Origin of the sequence: Duganella dendranthematis (assembly GCF_012849375.1) — a bacterium.
Lineage (GTDB): Bacteria > Pseudomonadota > Gammaproteobacteria > Burkholderiales > Burkholderiaceae_D > Rugamonas > Rugamonas dendranthematis.
Genome location: NZ_CP051684.1, coordinates 3,022,128 through 3,038,657 on the forward strand (window position 1 = coordinate 3,022,128; position 16,530 = coordinate 3,038,657).

A 16,530-nucleotide genomic window follows, 5' to 3' on the forward strand; every position below is an offset into this window, starting at 1 on the left:
ATGAGCAAACAAGTTCAAGACGCATACATCGTCGCCGCGACCCGCACCCCGATCGGCAAAGCGCCGCGCGGCATGTTCAACAAAACCCGCCCCGACGACCTGCTGGTGCGCGTGATCCAGTCGGCACTGGCCCAGGCGCCTGGCCTGGATCCGGCGCTGATCACCGACGCCATCATCGGCTGCTCGTTCCCGGAAGCGGAGCAGGGCTTCAACATCGCCCGTCAATCGGTGCTGCTGGCCGGCCTGCCGAAGACCGTCGGCGGCGTCACCATCAACCGTTACTGCGCGTCGGGCATCACCGCCCTGGCCATGGCGGCTGACCGCATCCGCGTTGGCGAATGCGATGTCATGCTGGCCGGCGGCGTCGAGTCGATGTCGATGGTGCCGATGATGGGGCACCACCCATCGATGAACCTGAATATGTTCACCGACGAAAACGTCGGCATGGCATACGGCATGGGCCTGACCGCTGAAAAAGTGGCCGAGCAATGGAAAGTGTCGCGCGAAGACCAGGACGCGTTCTCGGTGGAATCGCACCGCCGCGCCGTCGCCGCGCAGCAGGCCGGCTTCTTCAAGGATGAGACCACCCCGGTGGAAATCATCACCCGCACGCCAGACCTGGCCACCGGCGAAATCAAGGTCAAGACCCGCACCGTCGATACCGACGAAGGCGCGCGTCCAGAGACCAGCATGGAAACCCTGGGCAAGCTGAAGCCAGTGTTTGCCGCCAAAGGTTCGGTTACCGCCGGTAACAGCTCGCAGATGTCGGATGGCGCCGGTGCGCTGCTGGTGGTCTCCGAGAAGATCCTGCGCGAGCACAACCTGACCCCGCTGGCCAAGTTCTCTTCGTTCGCCGTCAAAGGCGTGCCGCCGGAAATCATGGGCATCGGTCCTAAGTTTGCGATTCCGGATGCACTGAAAGCCGCCGGCATCACCCAGGACCAGCTGGACTGGATCGAGCTGAATGAAGCGTTTGCCGCGCAAGCGCTGGCCGTGATCCGCGACCTGGGCCTGGACCCGGCCAAGGTCAACCCGATGGGCGGCGCGATTGCGCTGGGTCACCCGCTGGGCGCGACGGGTGCAATCCGTGCCGCCACCGTGGTGCACGCACTACGCCGCAACAACCTGAAATACGGCATGGTCACCATGTGCGTAGGCGCGGGTATGGGCGCAGCCGGCATCATCGAACGCGTGTAATCACGCCATCGCAATAACAAAGGGCGCTGAGGTGTATACCCAGCGCCCTTTCATTTTGGAGACAGATATGGAAATTTTAAGCAGCATTGAAAACGGCATCCTGACGCTGGAGTTCAACCGTCCTGAGCGCAAGAACGCCATCACCGCCGCCATGTATCAAACCATGGCCGACGCGCTGACCGCCGCCGAAACCGACACCGCCGTACGCGCCATCCTGCTGATCGGCAAAGCCGACATTTTCACCGCCGGCAACGACCTCGAAGACTTCATGAAAACCGCCCCCGCCGGCGGCGCGATTGAAGACCGTTCCGTCTACAAATTCATGATGGCGCTGAGCGGCGCCACCAAGCCAGTGGTGGCAGCGGTGGCCGGCAATGCGGTCGGTATCGGCACCACGCTGCTGATGCATTGCGACCTGGTCTACGCGGCCGACAACGCCAAATTCTCGATGCCGTTTGTGCAGCTGGGCCTGTGTCCGGAATTCGGTTCCAGCCTGCTGCTGACGCAAATCGCCGGCTACCCGCGCGCGGCTGAAAAGCTGATGCTGGGCGAAGCCTTTGGCGCGCAGGAAGCGCTGGAGATGGGCTTGATTTCGAAAGTGCTGCCGGGGGCCGAACTGCGCGCGTTTGCCGAAGGCCAGGCCGCCAAGCTGGTGGCATTGCCAGCCAGCTCGATCCGCGTCACCAAAGAATTGATGAAAGCCGCCCGCAAAGCGCCGGTGAGCGACGCCATCGCCGCCGAAAATACCCACTTCGGCGCCATGCTGTCGGCCCCGGAAGCGAAAGAAGCCTTCATGGCCTTCTTCCAGAAGCGCAAACCGGATTTCACCCAGTTCGCTTGATAGGTCAAGACGCGCGCCGCCGCGACAGGATGAATTGTTCGAGGTCTTTGCAGGCGTGCTCGATGTGGCGCTTCAGCAGCGCGGCGCCGCCGCGGACGTCGCCGGTGCGGCAGAGGCCTACCAGTTCTTCGTGTTCCTGCTGTGCTTGCTTGATGCTGTCGGCGCTCAGGGACAGTTGCATGCGCGTGTAGCGGTCGGTCTGTTGCAGCAGCGTGGCGACGATGGCCGCCGTGCGCGGCTGTTGCGCGCGCGACAGCAGCACCGCGTGCAAACGCGTATTGAGCTCGCCCCAGCGGGTGGTGTGCTGGGCATGCAGTTCCGCCTTGTACTCGGCCAGGATGGCGTCGAGTTGGGCGTAATCTTCCGCCGTCAGCCGGGGAGCTGACTTCTTCAGCAGCAGCGGCTCCAGCAGGCTGCGCAACATGAACAGCTCGCTGATCTCATCAATGGACAGGCCGGACACCACGGCGCCCTTGTGCGGCACGATGGTAACCAGGCCTTCGCCTTCCAGCTGCACCAGCGCCTCGCGCACCGGAATCCGGCTGATGCCGAACTCGGTGGCAAGGGCGTCCTGCCGCAGCGAAAAGCCTTCCGGCAGTTCGCCCGACATGATCTTGCGGCGCAGCGCGTCAGCCGCCTGCTCCGCTACCGTGGTGACGGCAAATCCCTTCACGCGGCCACTTCCTTCGACCACGCCGCGTACCAGGTGCGGAACAGCGCGTACTGGGTGTCGGCGTAGCGGCGCTGGCTGGCGCTCAATGCATCGGTTTCGTTGAAGTGCAGCGTGTACTCGGTGTCGCCGTTCAGCACCATCAGGTATTTGTAGAACAGCACCAGGTCGGTGCCTTCGTCGAACGACGACAGCACCAGCAGCGCCGCTTCCAGTTCGCGTGCCTGACGGCGCGCCACGGCATCGCCCGCGGCCGCCTTGCGTGACAGGGCGACCAGATGCAGTACCTCACGCGGCAGCGCGTTGCCGATGCCGGTGATGGCGCCGGTCGCGCCGCAGTTGACGAAGCCATGGAACACCTGGGTATCGACGCCGACCATCAGCGTAACGTTATCGTCCTGGCTGGTGATGTGCTCGGCCGCATAACGCAGGTCGGCAGCGCCGCCGAATTCCTTGAAGCCGATCAGGTTCGGGTGCTTGGCGCGCAGTTCGAAGAACAGGTCGGCGCGGGTGGCGAAGCCGTAGTATGGGCTGTTGTAGATCACCGCCGGCAGCGTCGGCGCGGCTGCCAGAATGGCCGAGAAGTGCGCTTTCTGCGCCGCCGGCGACGAGCCGCGCGACAGCAGACGAGGAATCACCATCAAGCCCTTGGCGCCGACCTTGGCCGCATGCGCCGCGTGCGACACCGCTTCCCTGGAGTTGACCGCGCCGGTGCCGACAATCACCGGCACGCCGGCGGCCGCCAGCCGGGCGACGCCTTCCTGGCGCTGCGCTTCGGTCAGCAGCGGCCAGTCGCCCATCGAACCGCAATACACCACCGCGCTCATGCCGGCGGCGATCAGTTCGCGCGCCTTGCGCACCAGCGCGTCGTAGTCGGGCAGGCGGTCTGCGGTGCAAGGCGTCATCAGGGCCGGGATGGTGCCGGTGAAAATATTGTCACTCATGGTGTTTCCTTCTGGCTGCGTTGGATGGGAAAGCGTCGGCAGCCATCATATCGTCATTTTTGGATATTGTATACAATATGCAGTCGGGCCGACCGGGCTGGACGACGTTCCAGCCACACCGATACGCCCAGCACGACGATGCCGCCCAAGGCCAGCAGCGCGCCCACCGGGCCGGTCGATTGCAGGCTCATGCCATGCGCGATGGCCAGTCCGCCGCACCAGGCGCCGGCGGCGTTGGCGCAGTTGAAGGCCGAGTGGTTGAGCGCTGCCGCCACGGTCTGCGCATCGCCCGCCACATCCATCAGGCGCGTCTGCACAGCGGGGCAGACGGCGATGCCGCAGCCGATGGCGAACAGGTTCAAGGCCACCGCCCACACATTGCTGCTGGTGTAATAGAAGGCCGTCAGCGCCGCCGCATTCCACACCAGCGCGCCGAAGATGGTCCACAGGCGCGAGCGGTCGGCGAACCAGCCGCCCACCACGTTCCCCACCGTCATGCCGACGCCCATCATGGCCAGCAGCAGCGGCACCAGCGCCTGCGACACCTTGGTCACTTCCAACAAGGTCGGCGTGACGTAGGTATAGACCGCGAACAGGCCGCCAAAGCCGACCGACACCATCAGCAGCGTTACCCACACCTGCAGGCGGCGGAACACGCCCAGTTCGCGCTGCGGGCTGGCGTCGCCGGGCGCGATCCACGGCACGTAGCGGCGCACCATCAGCGCTGTGGTCACGCCCAGCAGGCCGACCACCAGGAAGGTCGAGCGCCAGCCGAAGCCCTGGCTCAACCAGGTCGCCAGCGGCACGCCGAAGATGTTGGCGATGGTTAATCCCATTAGCACGCGCGACACCGCCTGCGCGCGCTTCTCCGGCACCGCCATCGATGCTGCCACCAGCGCCGCCACGCCGAAGTAGGCGCCGTGCGGAATGCCGGCGACAAAGCGCGCCAGGATCAGGGAAGCATAGCCCGGCGCCGCAGCGCTCAGCAGGTTGCCCACCGCGTACAGCGACATCAGCATGATCAGCATCGCGCGGCGCGGCATGCGCGCCAGGAAGATGGTGATCAGCGGCGCGCCGAACACCACGCCCAGCGCGTAGGCGCTGATCATATGGCCCATGTCGGGCAGGCTGGCGTGCAGGTCGCCGGCCACCACCGGCAGGATGGTCATGGAGGCGAATTCGCCAGTGCCGATGGCCAGGCCGCCAATGGCCAGCGCCAGGTTGGCCATGCCGGCGCCGCGTGGCGCGATGATGAGGGGAGTGTCGGAAATCGGTTCGGAGTGCATGAAGAGGGGGCGAAAACGTCAGGAAAAACCGTCAACGATAGCATGTTTGGCGCGCCGCCGCTGACGCGGCCCTCGTCGCGGTGATGCAACGGCCAACTGTTAAACAGCGTAAATCGGGGAAAAACGGAAATAAGTCAGCCCTACGCCCCGTGCTGGGTGGATAGAGTTGGCATTCTTTCATTTTGGAGCCAGTCACCATGCCTACATCCCGCCGGGCGCTTGCCGTCTACGCCACTTCGCTGTCGCTGCTGCTATCGGCGTGCAGCGGCGGTTCGGATTCGTCTTCCTCTTCCTCTTCCTCGTCGTCGACGACGACGGCGGCCACCAGCGCCAACGCGCCTTCGATCACCCAGCAGCCGGCGTCGGCGACGATCGTGGCAGGCTCCAACAGCGTGTTGTCGGTGGTGGCCAGCGGCAGCAGCCTGACGTATCAGTGGTATCTGGCCGGCGCGGCGATCAGCGGCGCCACCGCCGCCACCTACACCGCCAGCGATGCCGGCACCTACTATGTGGTGGTGACCTCGTCCGACGGCTCGGTCACCAGCGCCAATGCGGTGATTACCGTCAGCAGCGCGCCGGTGATCACCGCGCAGCCGACCGCCGCCACCATCCTGACCGGCACCAGCCAGACCCTGTCCGTTACGGCGGATGGCCTGGAGATGGGCTATCAGTGGTACAAGGACGGCGCCGCCATCGATGGCGCGACGCATCCGACTTACGCCGCATCGGCGGCGGGCAGCTACACGGTGGCGGTGACCAATACCGCCGGCACCGTCACGTCCACGGCGGCGGTGATCGCGGTGTCGTCGTCGGTGACGGCGCCGGCCATTAATGTGCAGCCGGTGGCGCAGACCGTCAACGCCGGCGCCAGCGCGACCTTGTGGGTGGCGGCAAATGGCGTCAGCCTGTCGTACCAGTGGTACCGCAATGGCATGGCGATTGCCGGCGCCACCGATCGTCTCTACAAGATCAATACCACCAACGCCAACAGCGCCGGCGACTACAAGGTCACGGTGACCAATACTGCCGGCGCCGCAACCAGCACCAGCGTCGCGCTGAAGGTGAATGTGATCAGCGCCGGCGCCAATACACCGGCCGTGGTCAATGCGGCCAATGCCTTCCTCGCCACGTTGTCGACGGATCAGAAGACCGTCGCCACATCGGCCACGTCGTCCACCACGGTGCTGTTCGATTACGCGCTGGCCAACGCCAATCAGTGGACCAATTTGCCGGGCGCGCGCCACGGCCTGCGCCTGAATACGACCACGCTGACCGCAGCGCAGCTGGCCGCCGCCAACGTGGTCATCGCCAAGGCGCTCAGTGCGACCGGCATCACGCTGCTGAACGAATTGCGCGCGGCGGACCAGGTGCTGGCCGGCGGCATGGCGGCGGGCGGCGGTGCAGGGACGGGCGGAGGCGGGACTGGCATGCCGGGCACCGGCACTACACCGCCGGATGGCACCTTCACGCCGCCTGCCGATGGTACGGGTGTGCCGCCGACCGGCACCGATCCGGGAGCTGGTGGTATCGGCGGCGCCGGCAGCGGCGGTTTGACGCTGGACTACGGCACTGATTTGTACTCGATCGCTTTCGTCGGCACGCCGTCCGCCACCTCGCCATGGATCTTGCAGATCGCCGGCCATCATCTGGCTTACAACATCACCTATAACACCGGCAAGGTCAGTGCGACGCCGAATTTCGTCGGCGTCGAACCACCCAACTGGACCGTCGCCACCGACGGCACGGTTACCGTCACCAGCAATGCCGCCAGCGCCGGCAAGGCGCATGCGCCGATGGAGAAGCAGCGTGCCGCCGTCTACAACCTGGCCGAAGCCATTTATGCCGACAGCAGCACCTCGGCGGCGGCCAAGCTGACCGGCACCTTCACCGATGTGATCATGGGCGCTTCCGGTAACAGCGACGGCAATTTCAAATCGCTGGTGTACCCGACCAGCGGCCGTGGCGTGCAGTACTCGGCGATGAACGCCAAACAGCAGTCGTATGTGCGGACGGCGATCGAGGCGTGGGTGAATACGCAAGCCTCCGACGTGGCCAGCACGCTGCTGGGCGCCTATTTGGCGGATGACGCGCTGGCCAATACCTACGTCGGCTACGGCGTCGGCCAAAACGGCGTCAAGGCCGACTTCAGCGCCTATCCTAATTCGGTGGCGTCGCCGCTGGAGGCGCAGCATTCCTACATCCGCATCGACGGTCCACGCGTATGGATCGAGTTCGTGGTCCAGCAGGGCATCGTGTATGGCACCGACGTGCACTACCACACCATCTGGCGCGACAAGACCAACGACTATGGCGGCAGCTTCTAAGATGAAGCGCCTGATCGCGGCCTGCTCGCTGATGTGGGCGATGGCGGCGGGCGCGCATCCCTCGCCGCAGTCGGAGGTGCTGCTGGAGAGTCGGCCGGGCGGCATCCGCGCGGAACTGGTGTTGCCGCTGGAAGAACTGGCGCTGGCGCTGCCCGGCGCCGCGCATGCGAGCGAGGCGCAGATGGCGGCCTATCTGGCCGCGCACATTCGCCCGGTCGCGCCGGACGGGCGGGCGTGGGTTGTGAAGATCGAGCAGGTGCGCTGGCTGATGTCGCAGCGGCCGGCCGACGTGGTGGCGACGATGACGCTGCGTCCACCGGCCGGCGCGCCGCTGGACCGCTTCACGTTTGCCAACGACGCCATCTCGCATCAGGTGCAAAGCCACCTCACCGTGGTGGCGCTGCGCAGCGCGCCGGGCGAACCTTCAAGGGTGCTGGGCACCTTGCACTACGGGCAGCGCAGCCTGCAGGTGCAGGGCGCCGATCCGCGCTGGTGGAGCGGCAGTACGGACTTGTTCCGGCTTGGCGTCCAGCACATCGCCGAAGGCACGGATCACTTGTTGTTTCTGCTGACGCTTTTGCTGCCGGCGGCATTGCTGGTCAAGGATGGCAAGTGGGCCGGCTTCGGCGGCGCGCGCCATCTACTGGTTTATTTGCTGAAGGTGGTGACCGCGTTCACGCTGGGCCACTCGGTCACGCTGATGCTGGGTGCATGGGGCACGGTAAGGCTGCCGGAGCAGCCAGTGGAGTTTGCCATCGCCGTGTCGATCCTGTTCTCGGCGGTGCATGCGTGGCGGCCGATCTTCCCGCGCCGCGAAGGCTGGATCGCCTTCGGCTTTGGACTGGTGCACGGCCTGGCATTCGCATCGGCCATCCGCGAACTGCAACTGAGCGGCGCGCGCCTGGTGACTGGCGTGCTGGCCTTCAATCTTGGCATCGAAGCGATGCAGATGGTCGTGATCCTGATCGCCGCACCGTTGCTGATCCTGCTGGCGCGCCGTCCGTCGTATCGCATGGTGCGGCAGGCCGCCGCGCTGATGTCGGCGGTGATGGCCATTGTGTGGATGTCGCAGCGCGTGTGATCACGTCACCTTTTCCATCAGCGCCTTGCGGTAGCTGCGGCTGACGCGCAGGCGCGCGCCGCTGGACAGCACTACTTTCTGTTCGCCGTCTTCGCCCAGTTCAATCGACTGCAATTTGGCCAGGTTGATAATGGTGGAGCGGTGGATGCGGCAGAAGGTGGCCGGGTCCAGATCCTGCGCCAGTTCCGCGATGCTGCGGCGGAGCAGATGCGTTTGCGCGCCGATGTGCAGCGAGGCGTAGTAGTCGGCCGCGCCGATCCAGTCAATGTCGGCGACCGGAAGGAACAGCACTTGGCCGGCTTGCTTAAGCACCAAGCGTGCCGGGGCCGTCTGCGCGCGCGGCAGGCGTTCCCGCGCGCGCATCAGCGCTGTCTTGAAGCGCTCATCGCTGAATGGCTTGAGCAAGTAATCGAGCGCACCCACGTCAAAGGCACGCAGCGCGTGCTGGTCGTAGGCGGTGACGAAGATGACGGCGGGAGGCGCGCCGCCACCCAGCATCTCCAGCACATCGAAGCCGTCGCATTCCGGCATCTGGATGTCTAGGAATAGCAGGTCCGGCCGCATGCTGCGGATCGCGGTCAGCGCGGCGCTGCCGGAATCGCATTCGGCTATGAGTTCGATGTCGGCCTGCTTGCGCAGCAGCGCCTTGAGGTTGGCGCGGGCCGGCGCTTCGTCGTCGACAATGATAGCGCGCAGCTTCATGCGGTAACGCCGCTCAATGGAATTGCAATGCGGACTTCAACGCCACCATCGCGGTTGCGCATCTCCAGCGTGTGGCGTTCGCCGTACAAGCCGCGCAGGCGTTCGCGGACATTGTTCCAACCGATGCCCGCGCGGGCCGGCGCTGCGTCCGATGGTATTGTGGGGCCGTCGTTGTAGATGACGATGTCCAGCATCTCGCCGGCGGCGTTGACGGATAGCCTTATCGCGCCGCCTTGTGCGCGGTGCGCCAGGCCGTGTTTGAAGCCATTCTCCACCAGCGGTTGCAGCAGCAGGCTCGGTATGCTGGCGGACATTAGCGATGGCGGCGCCTGCACGCTGTATTGCAGGCGTTCGCCGAAGCGCATCTTCTGGATGGCGAAGTATTTGTCGAGGAAGGCCAGTTCTTCGCCCAGCGAGATCAGGTTGCGGCCGGAGTCGTCCAGCATGCGGCGCAGCAGTTCACTGAGGCCGGCGAGGGTGTCGACGGCGGCGTCGTTACGCTGTTCGCGTACCAGACCGGTGACGGTGTTCAGGGTGTTGAACAGGAAGTGCGGTTCGATTTGCCGTCGCAAACCATCCAGTTGCGCCTTGATGCGCTCCGCCTGTTCCAGCAGCAGCCGCTCGCGCGCATGCAGGCCGTAGCCGATGGCGAACACGGTGGCGTAAATCACCACATCCGCCAGCACGCCGCCGACGAAGTGCTGGTACCACAGGACCAGCCATGGCGGCGTGTCGGACACCATCCACGGATTCAGCGTGGACTCCAGCGTCGCCGTCCACACGGCGCTGATCACGCCGACCATCAGGCACGCGGCAAGATGAATAATCCATGTACGCCAGCCGGCACGATGGTTGCTGGCGAAGCGTATGCCTTGTTGCAGCACGGCCGGCGTCACCAGCGCCAACACCAGCCAGTAGAAAAAGCGGAAGAAGAATAGCGCCGTCCACGCGTGATGCATGCCGGCGGTGCGCATCAGGAAGACGTTCTGCGTGGCGTCGAACAGCGCCAGGCCAAACCAGACCGCCGCGATCCAGGCGCGTGTAGGGAGAGTAGTCATGCGCTCACGATAAACGAGAATGGCGCGTCCGGGCAAACAATGCAGCGAAATGCCGGCGCCGTGCAGCCGGCGTGCTGGCCGGAGGAGAGCCTCTCCGGCGACACTGAGGCTCTCTTCACATCTCTGGGAAAATGCAATGAAATATCTGATCGCCTGTCTGCTGGCCATGCTGGCGCTGGCCAACGCCGACGCCGCAACCATCAAGGTAGCTTTTGTGCTGAGCGAAGGCGCCAATGTGATGGACATCGCCGGTCCGTGGGAAGTATTCCAGGACACGATGCTGGACGATAGCACCGGCTCGATGCCGTTCGTGCTGTACACGGTAGCCGCATCCAGGACGCCGCTGCGCACCAGCGGCAGCGGCGCGCCCGGCCTGCTGATCACGCCCGACTACAGTTTTGACGACGCGCCCGCGCCGGACATCGTGGTGGTCGGCGCGCAGGCCGGCGGCCCGGAACTGCGCGAGTGGCTCAAGCAGCAGCACAGCGCGCAAAAGACCATGCTGTCCATCTGCACCGGCGCGTTTGAGCTGGCGCATGCCGGTCTATTGAACGGCAAATCGGCCACCACGCACCACGACTATGCGGACATCTTCCACAAAACCTATCCAGACGTCCAGCTGGTGCGGGAAGTGCGCTTTGTGCAGGCGGACGCGCATACCTACACGGCCGGCGGCCTGACCTCCGGCATCGACCTGGCGCTGCATATCGTCGCTCACTATTTTGGCGACCAGCAAGCACAGCGGACGGCAAAGTTTCTCGAGTATGCCGGCCATTAGGCCAGCGTGTGGCATACCACAGACGCGCGCAGCGGCAGGGCGGATGATAGCGGTAGCCAACAGCCGAGGAACACCATGGATTTCCCTACCCGCCATTTGCAGCAACCATTGCCTTACGATCCCTCCTATGAAGTACCGGAGGAGGACGAAGCCAAGACCATCGCCGGCCTGACCGAGGCGATGCATGGCATCGCCGATACGGTCGACAAGGATATCGGCCACGCACCGCGCGGCGTGCACGCCAAGAGCCATGGCCTGCTGCGCGGGGAGCTGCGGGTGCTCGACAATCTGCCACCCGATTACGCCCAGGGGCTGTTTGGCCATCCGGGCGGCGCCTGGCCGGTGGTGATGCGGCTGTCGACCACGCCCGGCGATTTTTTGGACGACAAGGTGTCGACGCCGCGCGGCATGGCCGTCAAAGTCATCGGCGTGCCGGGCGCGCGCTTGCATGACGGCGTTGGCGACGTCACGCAGGATTTTGTCATGGTCAACGGCCCCACCTTCCAGTCGGCCACCGCCAAGCAGTTCCTTGGCAACGTCAAGTTGCTGGCGGCTACTACAGATAAAGCGCCGGGGCTGAAGAAGGCGCTATCGGCCGCCTTGCGCGGTGTCGAGAAAGTGGTCGAAGCGGTCGGTGGCGAGAGCGCTGCGATCAAGGGCCTGGGCGGGCATCCGGAAACCCATATCCTGGGCGAGACGTTTTTCACTGGCGCGCCCGTCCTGTATGGCCGCTATATGGCCAAATTGTCGCTGGCGCCGGTGTCGCCGGAATTGCAGGCGCTGAAGGACCAGCCGGTGGACCTGGAGCATAAACCGAACGGCCTGCGGGCGGCGGTGGTCGATTTCATGACCGAACACAGCGCCGAATGGGAACTGCGCGTGCAGCTGTGCACCGACCTGTCGGCCATGCCGATTGAAGATTCAACCGTGGAATGGGAGGCGCCGTGGGTGCCGGTGGCGCGCATCAAGGCCGAACCGCAAGCCGGCTGGACTCATGGGCTGTCGGTGCTGGTGGATGACGGCATGCAGTTCAATCCGTGGCACTGCATTGCCGACCACCGGCCGATCGGTTCCATCATGCGCGTGCGGCGCGCCGTGTATGCCGCCTCGGCGCGCTTCCGCGCCGAACGCAACGGCGCGGTAGTGGCCGAGCCACAAAATCTTGACCACTGGCGCGAACACTAAGCGTCGGCGCCGTCGGCGCCCGGACCAGAAAGCGATGTAGCCGGTCGGCGGCGCCTATTGTGCGCCACCGTACCGTACAGTTGCTACTATCTCGCTTTCTGGTTCGGAAGTTACTATGCTGGCTCATTCCCTCACGTCGTTACCTGATTCGCAGGAGCCCCTGCCGCGCTTTATCGGCGCCGGCACGCCCATGCGCGACCTGGTGCGCGCTAACCCCTGGGAAGAAACGCCGCTGGGTCCCATCGCCGGCTGGCCCGGCTCGCTGCGCACCGCCGTCAGCGTCGTGTTGCATTCGGTAACGCCGATGTTCCTGTGGTGGGGCGAGCAGCTGACGCAAATATATAACGACGCCTATGTGCCCTGTTTCGGCGAGGGCAAGCATCCGGCCGCCCTGGGGCAGGCCGGCCGCCGGTGCTGGCCGGAGATCTGGCACATCATCGGCCCGCAGATCGAGGCGGTGCGCGACGGCGGCGAGGCGCGCTGGTATGCCGACAACCTGGTGCCGATCTGGCGCAACGGCCACATCGAGGATGTGTTCTGGAGCTACACCTACACGCCGGTATTCGACGAGCAGGACCAGGTGGGCGGGGTGCTGGTGGTGTGCACCGAGACCACCGCGCAGGTGCTGGCCGAGCGCCGCCGCCATGCGCTGGACCTGCTGGCGCGCCGCCTGCTCGGCTGCCGCAGCGACGATGATGTGCACGCCGCCGTCACTCAGGCGGCGAGCGATAATCCGGGCGACCTGCTGGACGTCACGCTGCTGTCCGGCGCGGCGGCCGCAGCGTTCCGCGGCAGTCCTGAGCTGGTGGTGATCCGCGCCGCCGAGTTGCAGTTGTGCGACCAGCTGGCGCTAGTGTTCCAGGTGTCGCCGCGCCTGCCGATGGACTGCGCCTACCGCCAGTTCCTGGAGCAGTTCACCGCCACCGTGTGCGCCACGCTGAGCCGTCTGCAAAGCGACCGCGCGCTGGCCCACGCCATGGCCGAAAGCGAACGCCTGAACAGCGACCTCAATCTGTCGTCGCGCATCAAGGATGAATTCCTGGCCATGCTGGGCCACGAGCTGCGCAATCCGCTGGCGCCGATCGTCACCGCGCTCAAGCTGATGAAGCTGCGCGGCCAGGCCGGCGACACCGGGCAGGAGCAGGCGGTAATCCAGCGTCAGGTCGACCATCTGGTGCGGCTGGTGGATGATTTGCTGGACGTGTCGCGCATCGCCAGCGGCAAGGTCGAGCTGCGCAAGGACACGGTGCCGCTGGCCGATGTGCTGAACAAGGCCATCGAAATGGCCAGTCCGCTGCTGGAGCAACGGCAACACCAGCTGCTGGTGGATGTGCCGACGGTGCGCTGGCATGGCGATCCGGCGCGGCTGGCGCAGGTGGTGTCCAACCTGCTGAGCAATGCGGCGCGCTACACGCCGGCCGGCGGCCACGTCACGCTGGCCACCCGGATCAAGGGCGGCACGGTGCAGATCCAGGTCACCGACGACGGCAACGGCATTTCGCCGCAGCTGCTGCCGCATATCTTCGACCTGTTCGTGCAGGGCAACCGCCAGTTGGACCGCGCCAAGGGCGGCCTCGGCATCGGGCTGGCGCTGGTGCGCAACCTGGTGCAGATGCACGGCGGCGAAGTCAGCGCCTACAGCGCCGGCGAGGGACGCGGCAGCACCTTCACCATCACGCTGCCCGATTCGGTGGTGGCGGATACGGTCGCGCCAGCCGGTAGCATCGTCGCGCCGGAAGCGGCGTCGCCGGAGCAGAACACCGGCCTGCGGGTGCTGGTGGTGGACGATAACCAGGACGCTGCCGACTCGCTGGCCGAGCTGCTGGACGCGCTGGGCTACCAGCCGACGGTGGCGTACGATCCGGCGCAGGCGATTGCGCTGGCGGCGGCCAGCATGCCGCAGGTGGCGATTCTCGACATCGGCCTGCCGGGCATGGATGGCTTCGAGCTGGCCGGCCATCTGCGTCGCTTGCCGGACGGCGCCGGACTGAAGCTATTGGCGCTATCCGGCTACGGCCAGGAGAACGACAAGACGCGCAGCCGCCAGGCCGGCTTTGCCGCTCATCTGGTCAAGCCGATCAATATCGCCGAATTGCAGCTATCGTTGGCCTGAGGCTATTGCGTTCCCAGGCAGGGTGGACGAGAATGGCAGCGCCCCTCAACCCTGCAAGGAGTGCTGTTGATCTCACCGCTGGAAATCGCCGCCAACGCCGTCATGGCCGTTTCCATCGTGCTATCGGGGCGCAACAATATTCATTCGTGGTGGCTGGGTGTGGTCGGCTGCGTCATGTTTGCCGTGCTGTTCTACAGCGTCAACCTGTACGCCGACGTGGCGCTGCAGCTGTTCTTCATCGTCACCTGCCTGATCGGCTGGCTGCAATGGCTGCGCGGCGCCGGTGGTGCGCCGCTGCCGATCGCCCATACCGGCGCCCGCGCCTTGGGCTGGATGGCGGCGATCAGCTTGCTGGCCACGGCCGCCTACGGCCTGATGTTGCAGGCCTATACCAACGCCTACGCCCCCTTCATCGATTCGGCGGTGCTGATGTTCAGCGTGGTGGCGCAGCTGTTGCTGATGGGGCGGCGGGTCGAGACCTGGCCGGTATGGCTGCTGGTCAATACCGTGTCGGTGCCGCTGTACGCCAGCCGCGGCCTGTATCTGACGGCGGTGCTGTACGCCGGCTACTGGATCAATGCGCTGGCGTCGTGGTTCTTCTGGCGCCGCCAGATGCGGGCGCAGCTGGCTTAATTATTTCTTGTGGATCGCCTGGCGATAGGCGGTCGGCGTGACGCCCATGCGCTCACGGAAGGCGGTGGCGAAATTGCCGGCGTTGTTAAAACCGATCAGCAGGGCGATGTCCTGCACGTCGATATCGGTATCCTTCAATAATTCTTCCCCACGGCGAATGCGTTCCTCGCGGATAAAGCCGAATACCGTCATGCCGGTCTGTTCGCGGAACACCTGCGACAGCTTTTCGCGGTAGGTGCCGACGCTACGGGCGATTTCCGCCAGTCCCGGCAGCGCCGCCAGGTTGTCGGCGATCAGGCGCTTGACGGCATTGACCAGCACCGCGTCCGGTTCGCTCTCCGGTTCCGGCTCGGCGGCTTCCTGCGTGCCGGGGGCGGGCACCGGCGCATGCTGACGCCTGGCCAGGTTCAGGTGCACCTGGATGCGCGCCGCCAGCTCACCCGGCGAAAACGGCTTGGAGACGAAATCGACGCCGCCGATCGACAGGCCGAGGATGCGGTCGTCGTCGGCATCGGCGCCGCTGAGGAAAATCACCGGAATATCCTGCGTGACCGGATTGGCCTTCAGCAGCCGGCAGGCGGTGTAGCCGTCCATATTCGGCATGCGCACATCGAGCAGGATCAGGTCGGGGCGGTTGGCCAGTGCCAGCTGGTAGCCCTGCAAGCCGTTGAAAGCCACCGAGACCTTATACGGCAGTTCGCTCAGTAAATCCGCCAGCATGCGCTGCTCAAACGCGGAGTCGTCCACGATGAGGATCTTGCTGCGGGTGCTTTCGAGGGTGCTCTGCATTGCTGACCTCGGAGATTTGGTTGATAAAGTTTTATCACTCCCTGTTGCGTATTATGCCTATCTTTTAAATATTTTTGATAGTTTTCTACGCTTGCAAAACACTTGTCGCGTCCAACAAAAGCAGGTTTTTTTTAGATAGCCAATAATTGGATCCAGAGTTGATAGTAAGCAACCGGAGGTGGGATGACTGGGATGCGCGCACGGATACTGGGATGGATGACTGCTTGCCTGCTGGCGTTGCCGGTGGCGGCGGCCAATCTGCAAATTTCGCCGGTGATGATCAATCTGCGCGTGGGCCAGGGCGCCACCGGCATTAATTTACAGAATCTGGGCGAGGCACCGGTGTACGGCCAGGTGCGCGTGTATCTGTGGGAACAAAAAGACGGCGACGATGTGCTGACCCCGACGCAAGACGTGGTGGCCAGCCCGCCCATCATCCAGATCGGACCGAAAAGCAGCCAGATTATCCGGCTGGTCCGGCGCAGCGAGCAATTGCCAGCCAGCGAGCTGACTTACCGCATCCTGATCGACGAGATCCCCAAGGACGATGGCCCGGCCAGCGGGGTCGACATTCGCCTGCGCTATTCCGTGCCGATGTTCGTGCTGCCGGCCGATGAACGGGCGGCGCCGGTGCTGGCCTGGAGCGTGTTCAAGAAAGATGGTTTTTGGATGTTGCGAGTCCGCAACAGCGGCACCCAGCGCGCACAGATCGGCGCGCTGGAACTGAGCAACGCCGCCGGCAAGCAATTCGAAATTGCCTCCGGCCTGTTTGGTTATGTGCTGGCGGGCAGGGTGCGCGAGTGGCGCCTCCCCACGTCTGGCGATGCCGATCTGAACGGGACGTTGGCAGTCAAGGCCAACATCAATTCCCGTCCGACCAGCGCCAGTACCGTGGTCAGGGTGGACTGACCCGGGATGCGGCGCCGGCT

General features: G+C 64.9%; 16 protein-coding genes. 9 read left to right on the top strand and 7 right to left on the bottom strand.

Annotation, left to right across the window (positions count from 1 at the left end; translation table 11 throughout):
- Nucleotides 1-1,197, top strand: coding sequence for an acetyl-CoA C-acyltransferase (locus HH213_RS13825; RefSeq protein ID WP_110846491.1), 1,197 nt, complete (start codon nt 1-3; stop codon nt 1,195-1,197).
- 67 nt (nt 1,198-1,264) lie between these two features.
- Nucleotides 1,265-2,038, top strand: a complete 774-nt coding sequence (locus tag HH213_RS13830) for an enoyl-CoA hydratase (RefSeq protein ID WP_169112586.1) — start codon at nt 1,265-1,267, stop codon at nt 2,036-2,038.
- A 4-nt stretch (nt 2,039-2,042) separates the two neighbouring features.
- Here the strand turns inward: HH213_RS13830 and HH213_RS13835 are convergent, their stop codons facing one another.
- The 4 genes from HH213_RS13835 to HH213_RS13850 all read right to left on the bottom strand — a co-directional run bounded on the left by HH213_RS13835 (nt 2,043) and on the right by HH213_RS13850 (nt 5,326).
- Complete coding sequence (locus HH213_RS13835) at nt 2,043-2,711, bottom strand: GntR family transcriptional regulator (protein WP_229263424.1); 669 nt, start codon at nt 2,709-2,711, stop codon at nt 2,043-2,045.
- Nucleotides 2,708-3,652, bottom strand: coding sequence for a dihydrodipicolinate synthase family protein (locus HH213_RS13840; RefSeq protein ID WP_110846494.1), 945 nt, complete (start codon nt 3,650-3,652; stop codon nt 2,708-2,710). The genes HH213_RS13835 and HH213_RS13840 overlap by 4 nt, the downstream gene beginning before the upstream one ends.
- A 53-nt stretch (nt 3,653-3,705) precedes the next feature.
- Nucleotides 3,706-4,938, bottom strand: a complete 1,233-nt coding sequence (locus HH213_RS13845) for an MFS transporter (protein WP_169112587.1) — start codon at nt 4,936-4,938, stop codon at nt 3,706-3,708.
- A 226-nt stretch (nt 4,939-5,164) separates the two neighbouring features.
- Nucleotides 5,165-5,326 (bottom strand): hypothetical protein, encoded by a 162-nt coding sequence (locus tag HH213_RS13850; protein ID WP_169112588.1) that lies wholly within the window; start codon nt 5,324-5,326, stop codon nt 5,165-5,167.
- Between HH213_RS13850 and HH213_RS13855 the strand changes: the two genes are divergently transcribed.
- Together HH213_RS13855 and HH213_RS13860 are read left to right on the top strand one after the other, a co-directional pair.
- Nucleotides 5,313-7,262, top strand: coding sequence for a DUF3500 domain-containing protein (locus tag HH213_RS13855; RefSeq protein ID WP_169112589.1), 1,950 nt, complete (start codon nt 5,313-5,315; stop codon nt 7,260-7,262). The two genes, HH213_RS13850 and HH213_RS13855, sit on opposite strands and share 14 nt — an antisense overlap.
- 1 nt (nt 7,263) lies before the next feature.
- Entirely contained in the window at nt 7,264-8,343 is a 1,080-nt protein-coding gene (locus HH213_RS13860) for a HupE/UreJ family protein (RefSeq protein ID WP_169112590.1), read from the top strand.
- Here HH213_RS13860 and HH213_RS13865 read toward each other — a convergent pair whose 3' ends face one another.
- Nucleotides 8,344-9,045 (bottom strand): LytR/AlgR family response regulator transcription factor, encoded by a 702-nt coding sequence (locus HH213_RS13865; protein WP_217363514.1) that lies wholly within the window; start codon nt 9,043-9,045, stop codon nt 8,344-8,346.
- Nucleotides 9,042-10,103 carry a sensor histidine kinase gene (locus HH213_RS13870; protein WP_169112591.1) on the bottom strand — a complete coding sequence of 354 codons (1,062 nt, stop codon included), beginning with the start codon at nt 10,101-10,103 and terminating at the stop codon, nt 9,042-9,044. Before HH213_RS13870 ends, HH213_RS13865 begins: the two co-directional genes overlap by 4 nt.
- 136 nt (nt 10,104-10,239) lie before the next feature.
- Between HH213_RS13870 and HH213_RS13875 the strand changes: the two genes are divergently transcribed.
- From HH213_RS13875 to pnuC, 4 genes are all read left to right on the top strand, one after another.
- Nucleotides 10,240-10,881 (top strand): DJ-1/PfpI family protein, encoded by a 642-nt coding sequence (locus tag HH213_RS13875; RefSeq protein WP_169112592.1) that lies wholly within the window; start codon nt 10,240-10,242, stop codon nt 10,879-10,881.
- Between the two features lie 75 nt (nt 10,882-10,956).
- On the top strand, nt 10,957-12,066 hold the full coding sequence (locus HH213_RS13880; RefSeq protein WP_169112593.1) for a catalase family protein: 1,110 nt from the start codon (nt 10,957-10,959) through the stop codon (nt 12,064-12,066).
- Nucleotides 12,067-12,181: 115 nt separating this feature from the next.
- Nucleotides 12,182-14,179, top strand: coding sequence for a hybrid sensor histidine kinase/response regulator (locus HH213_RS13885; RefSeq protein WP_169112594.1), 1,998 nt, complete (start codon nt 12,182-12,184; stop codon nt 14,177-14,179).
- Between the two features lie 66 nt (nt 14,180-14,245).
- A complete protein-coding gene (gene pnuC, locus HH213_RS13890; protein ID WP_110846501.1) occupies nt 14,246-14,812 on the top strand; it encodes a nicotinamide riboside transporter PnuC in 567 nt (188 codons plus the stop codon).
- Here the strand turns inward: pnuC and HH213_RS13895 are convergent, their stop codons facing one another.
- A complete protein-coding gene (locus tag HH213_RS13895) occupies nt 14,813-15,601 on the bottom strand; it encodes a response regulator transcription factor (protein WP_161058348.1) in 789 nt (262 codons plus the stop codon).
- 216 nt (nt 15,602-15,817) lie between these two features.
- Between HH213_RS13895 and HH213_RS13900 the strand changes: the two genes are divergently transcribed.
- Nucleotides 15,818-16,510, top strand: a complete 693-nt coding sequence (locus HH213_RS13900) for a fimbrial biogenesis chaperone (protein ID WP_229263425.1) — start codon at nt 15,818-15,820, stop codon at nt 16,508-16,510.
- Nucleotides 16,511-16,530 lie beyond the last annotated feature (20 nt).

Bases quoted from the DNA above. Each gene is read 5' to 3' on its own strand.
- HH213_RS13900 (WP_229263425.1), top strand. From the start codon at position 15,818: ATGACTGCTTGCCTGCTGGCGTTGCCGGTGGCGGCGGCCAATCTGCAA.
- HH213_RS13895 (WP_161058348.1), bottom strand. From the start codon at position 15,601: ATGCAGAGCACCCTCGAAAGCACCCGCAGCAAGATCCTCATCGTGGAC.
- HH213_RS13865 (WP_217363514.1), bottom strand. From the start codon at position 9,045: ATGAAGCTGCGCGCTATCATTGTCGACGACGAAGCGCCGGCCCGCGCC.
- HH213_RS13840 (WP_110846494.1), bottom strand. From the start codon at position 3,652: ATGAGTGACAATATTTTCACCGGCACCATCCCGGCCCTGATGACGCCT.
- HH213_RS13885 (WP_169112594.1), top strand. From the start codon at position 12,182: ATGCTGGCTCATTCCCTCACGTCGTTACCTGATTCGCAGGAGCCCCTG.
- HH213_RS13845 (WP_169112587.1), bottom strand. From the start codon at position 4,938: ATGCACTCCGAACCGATTTCCGACACTCCCCTCATCATCGCGCCACGC.
- HH213_RS13830 (WP_169112586.1), top strand. From the start codon at position 1,265: ATGGAAATTTTAAGCAGCATTGAAAACGGCATCCTGACGCTGGAGTTC.
- HH213_RS13860 (WP_169112590.1), top strand. From the start codon at position 7,264: ATGAAGCGCCTGATCGCGGCCTGCTCGCTGATGTGGGCGATGGCGGCG.
- HH213_RS13875 (WP_169112592.1), top strand. From the start codon at position 10,240: ATGAAATATCTGATCGCCTGTCTGCTGGCCATGCTGGCGCTGGCCAAC.
- HH213_RS13870 (WP_169112591.1), bottom strand. From the start codon at position 10,103: ATGACTACTCTCCCTACACGCGCCTGGATCGCGGCGGTCTGGTTTGGC.
- HH213_RS13825 (WP_110846491.1), top strand. From the start codon at position 1: ATGAGCAAACAAGTTCAAGACGCATACATCGTCGCCGCGACCCGCACC.
- HH213_RS13880 (WP_169112593.1), top strand. From the start codon at position 10,957: ATGGATTTCCCTACCCGCCATTTGCAGCAACCATTGCCTTACGATCCC.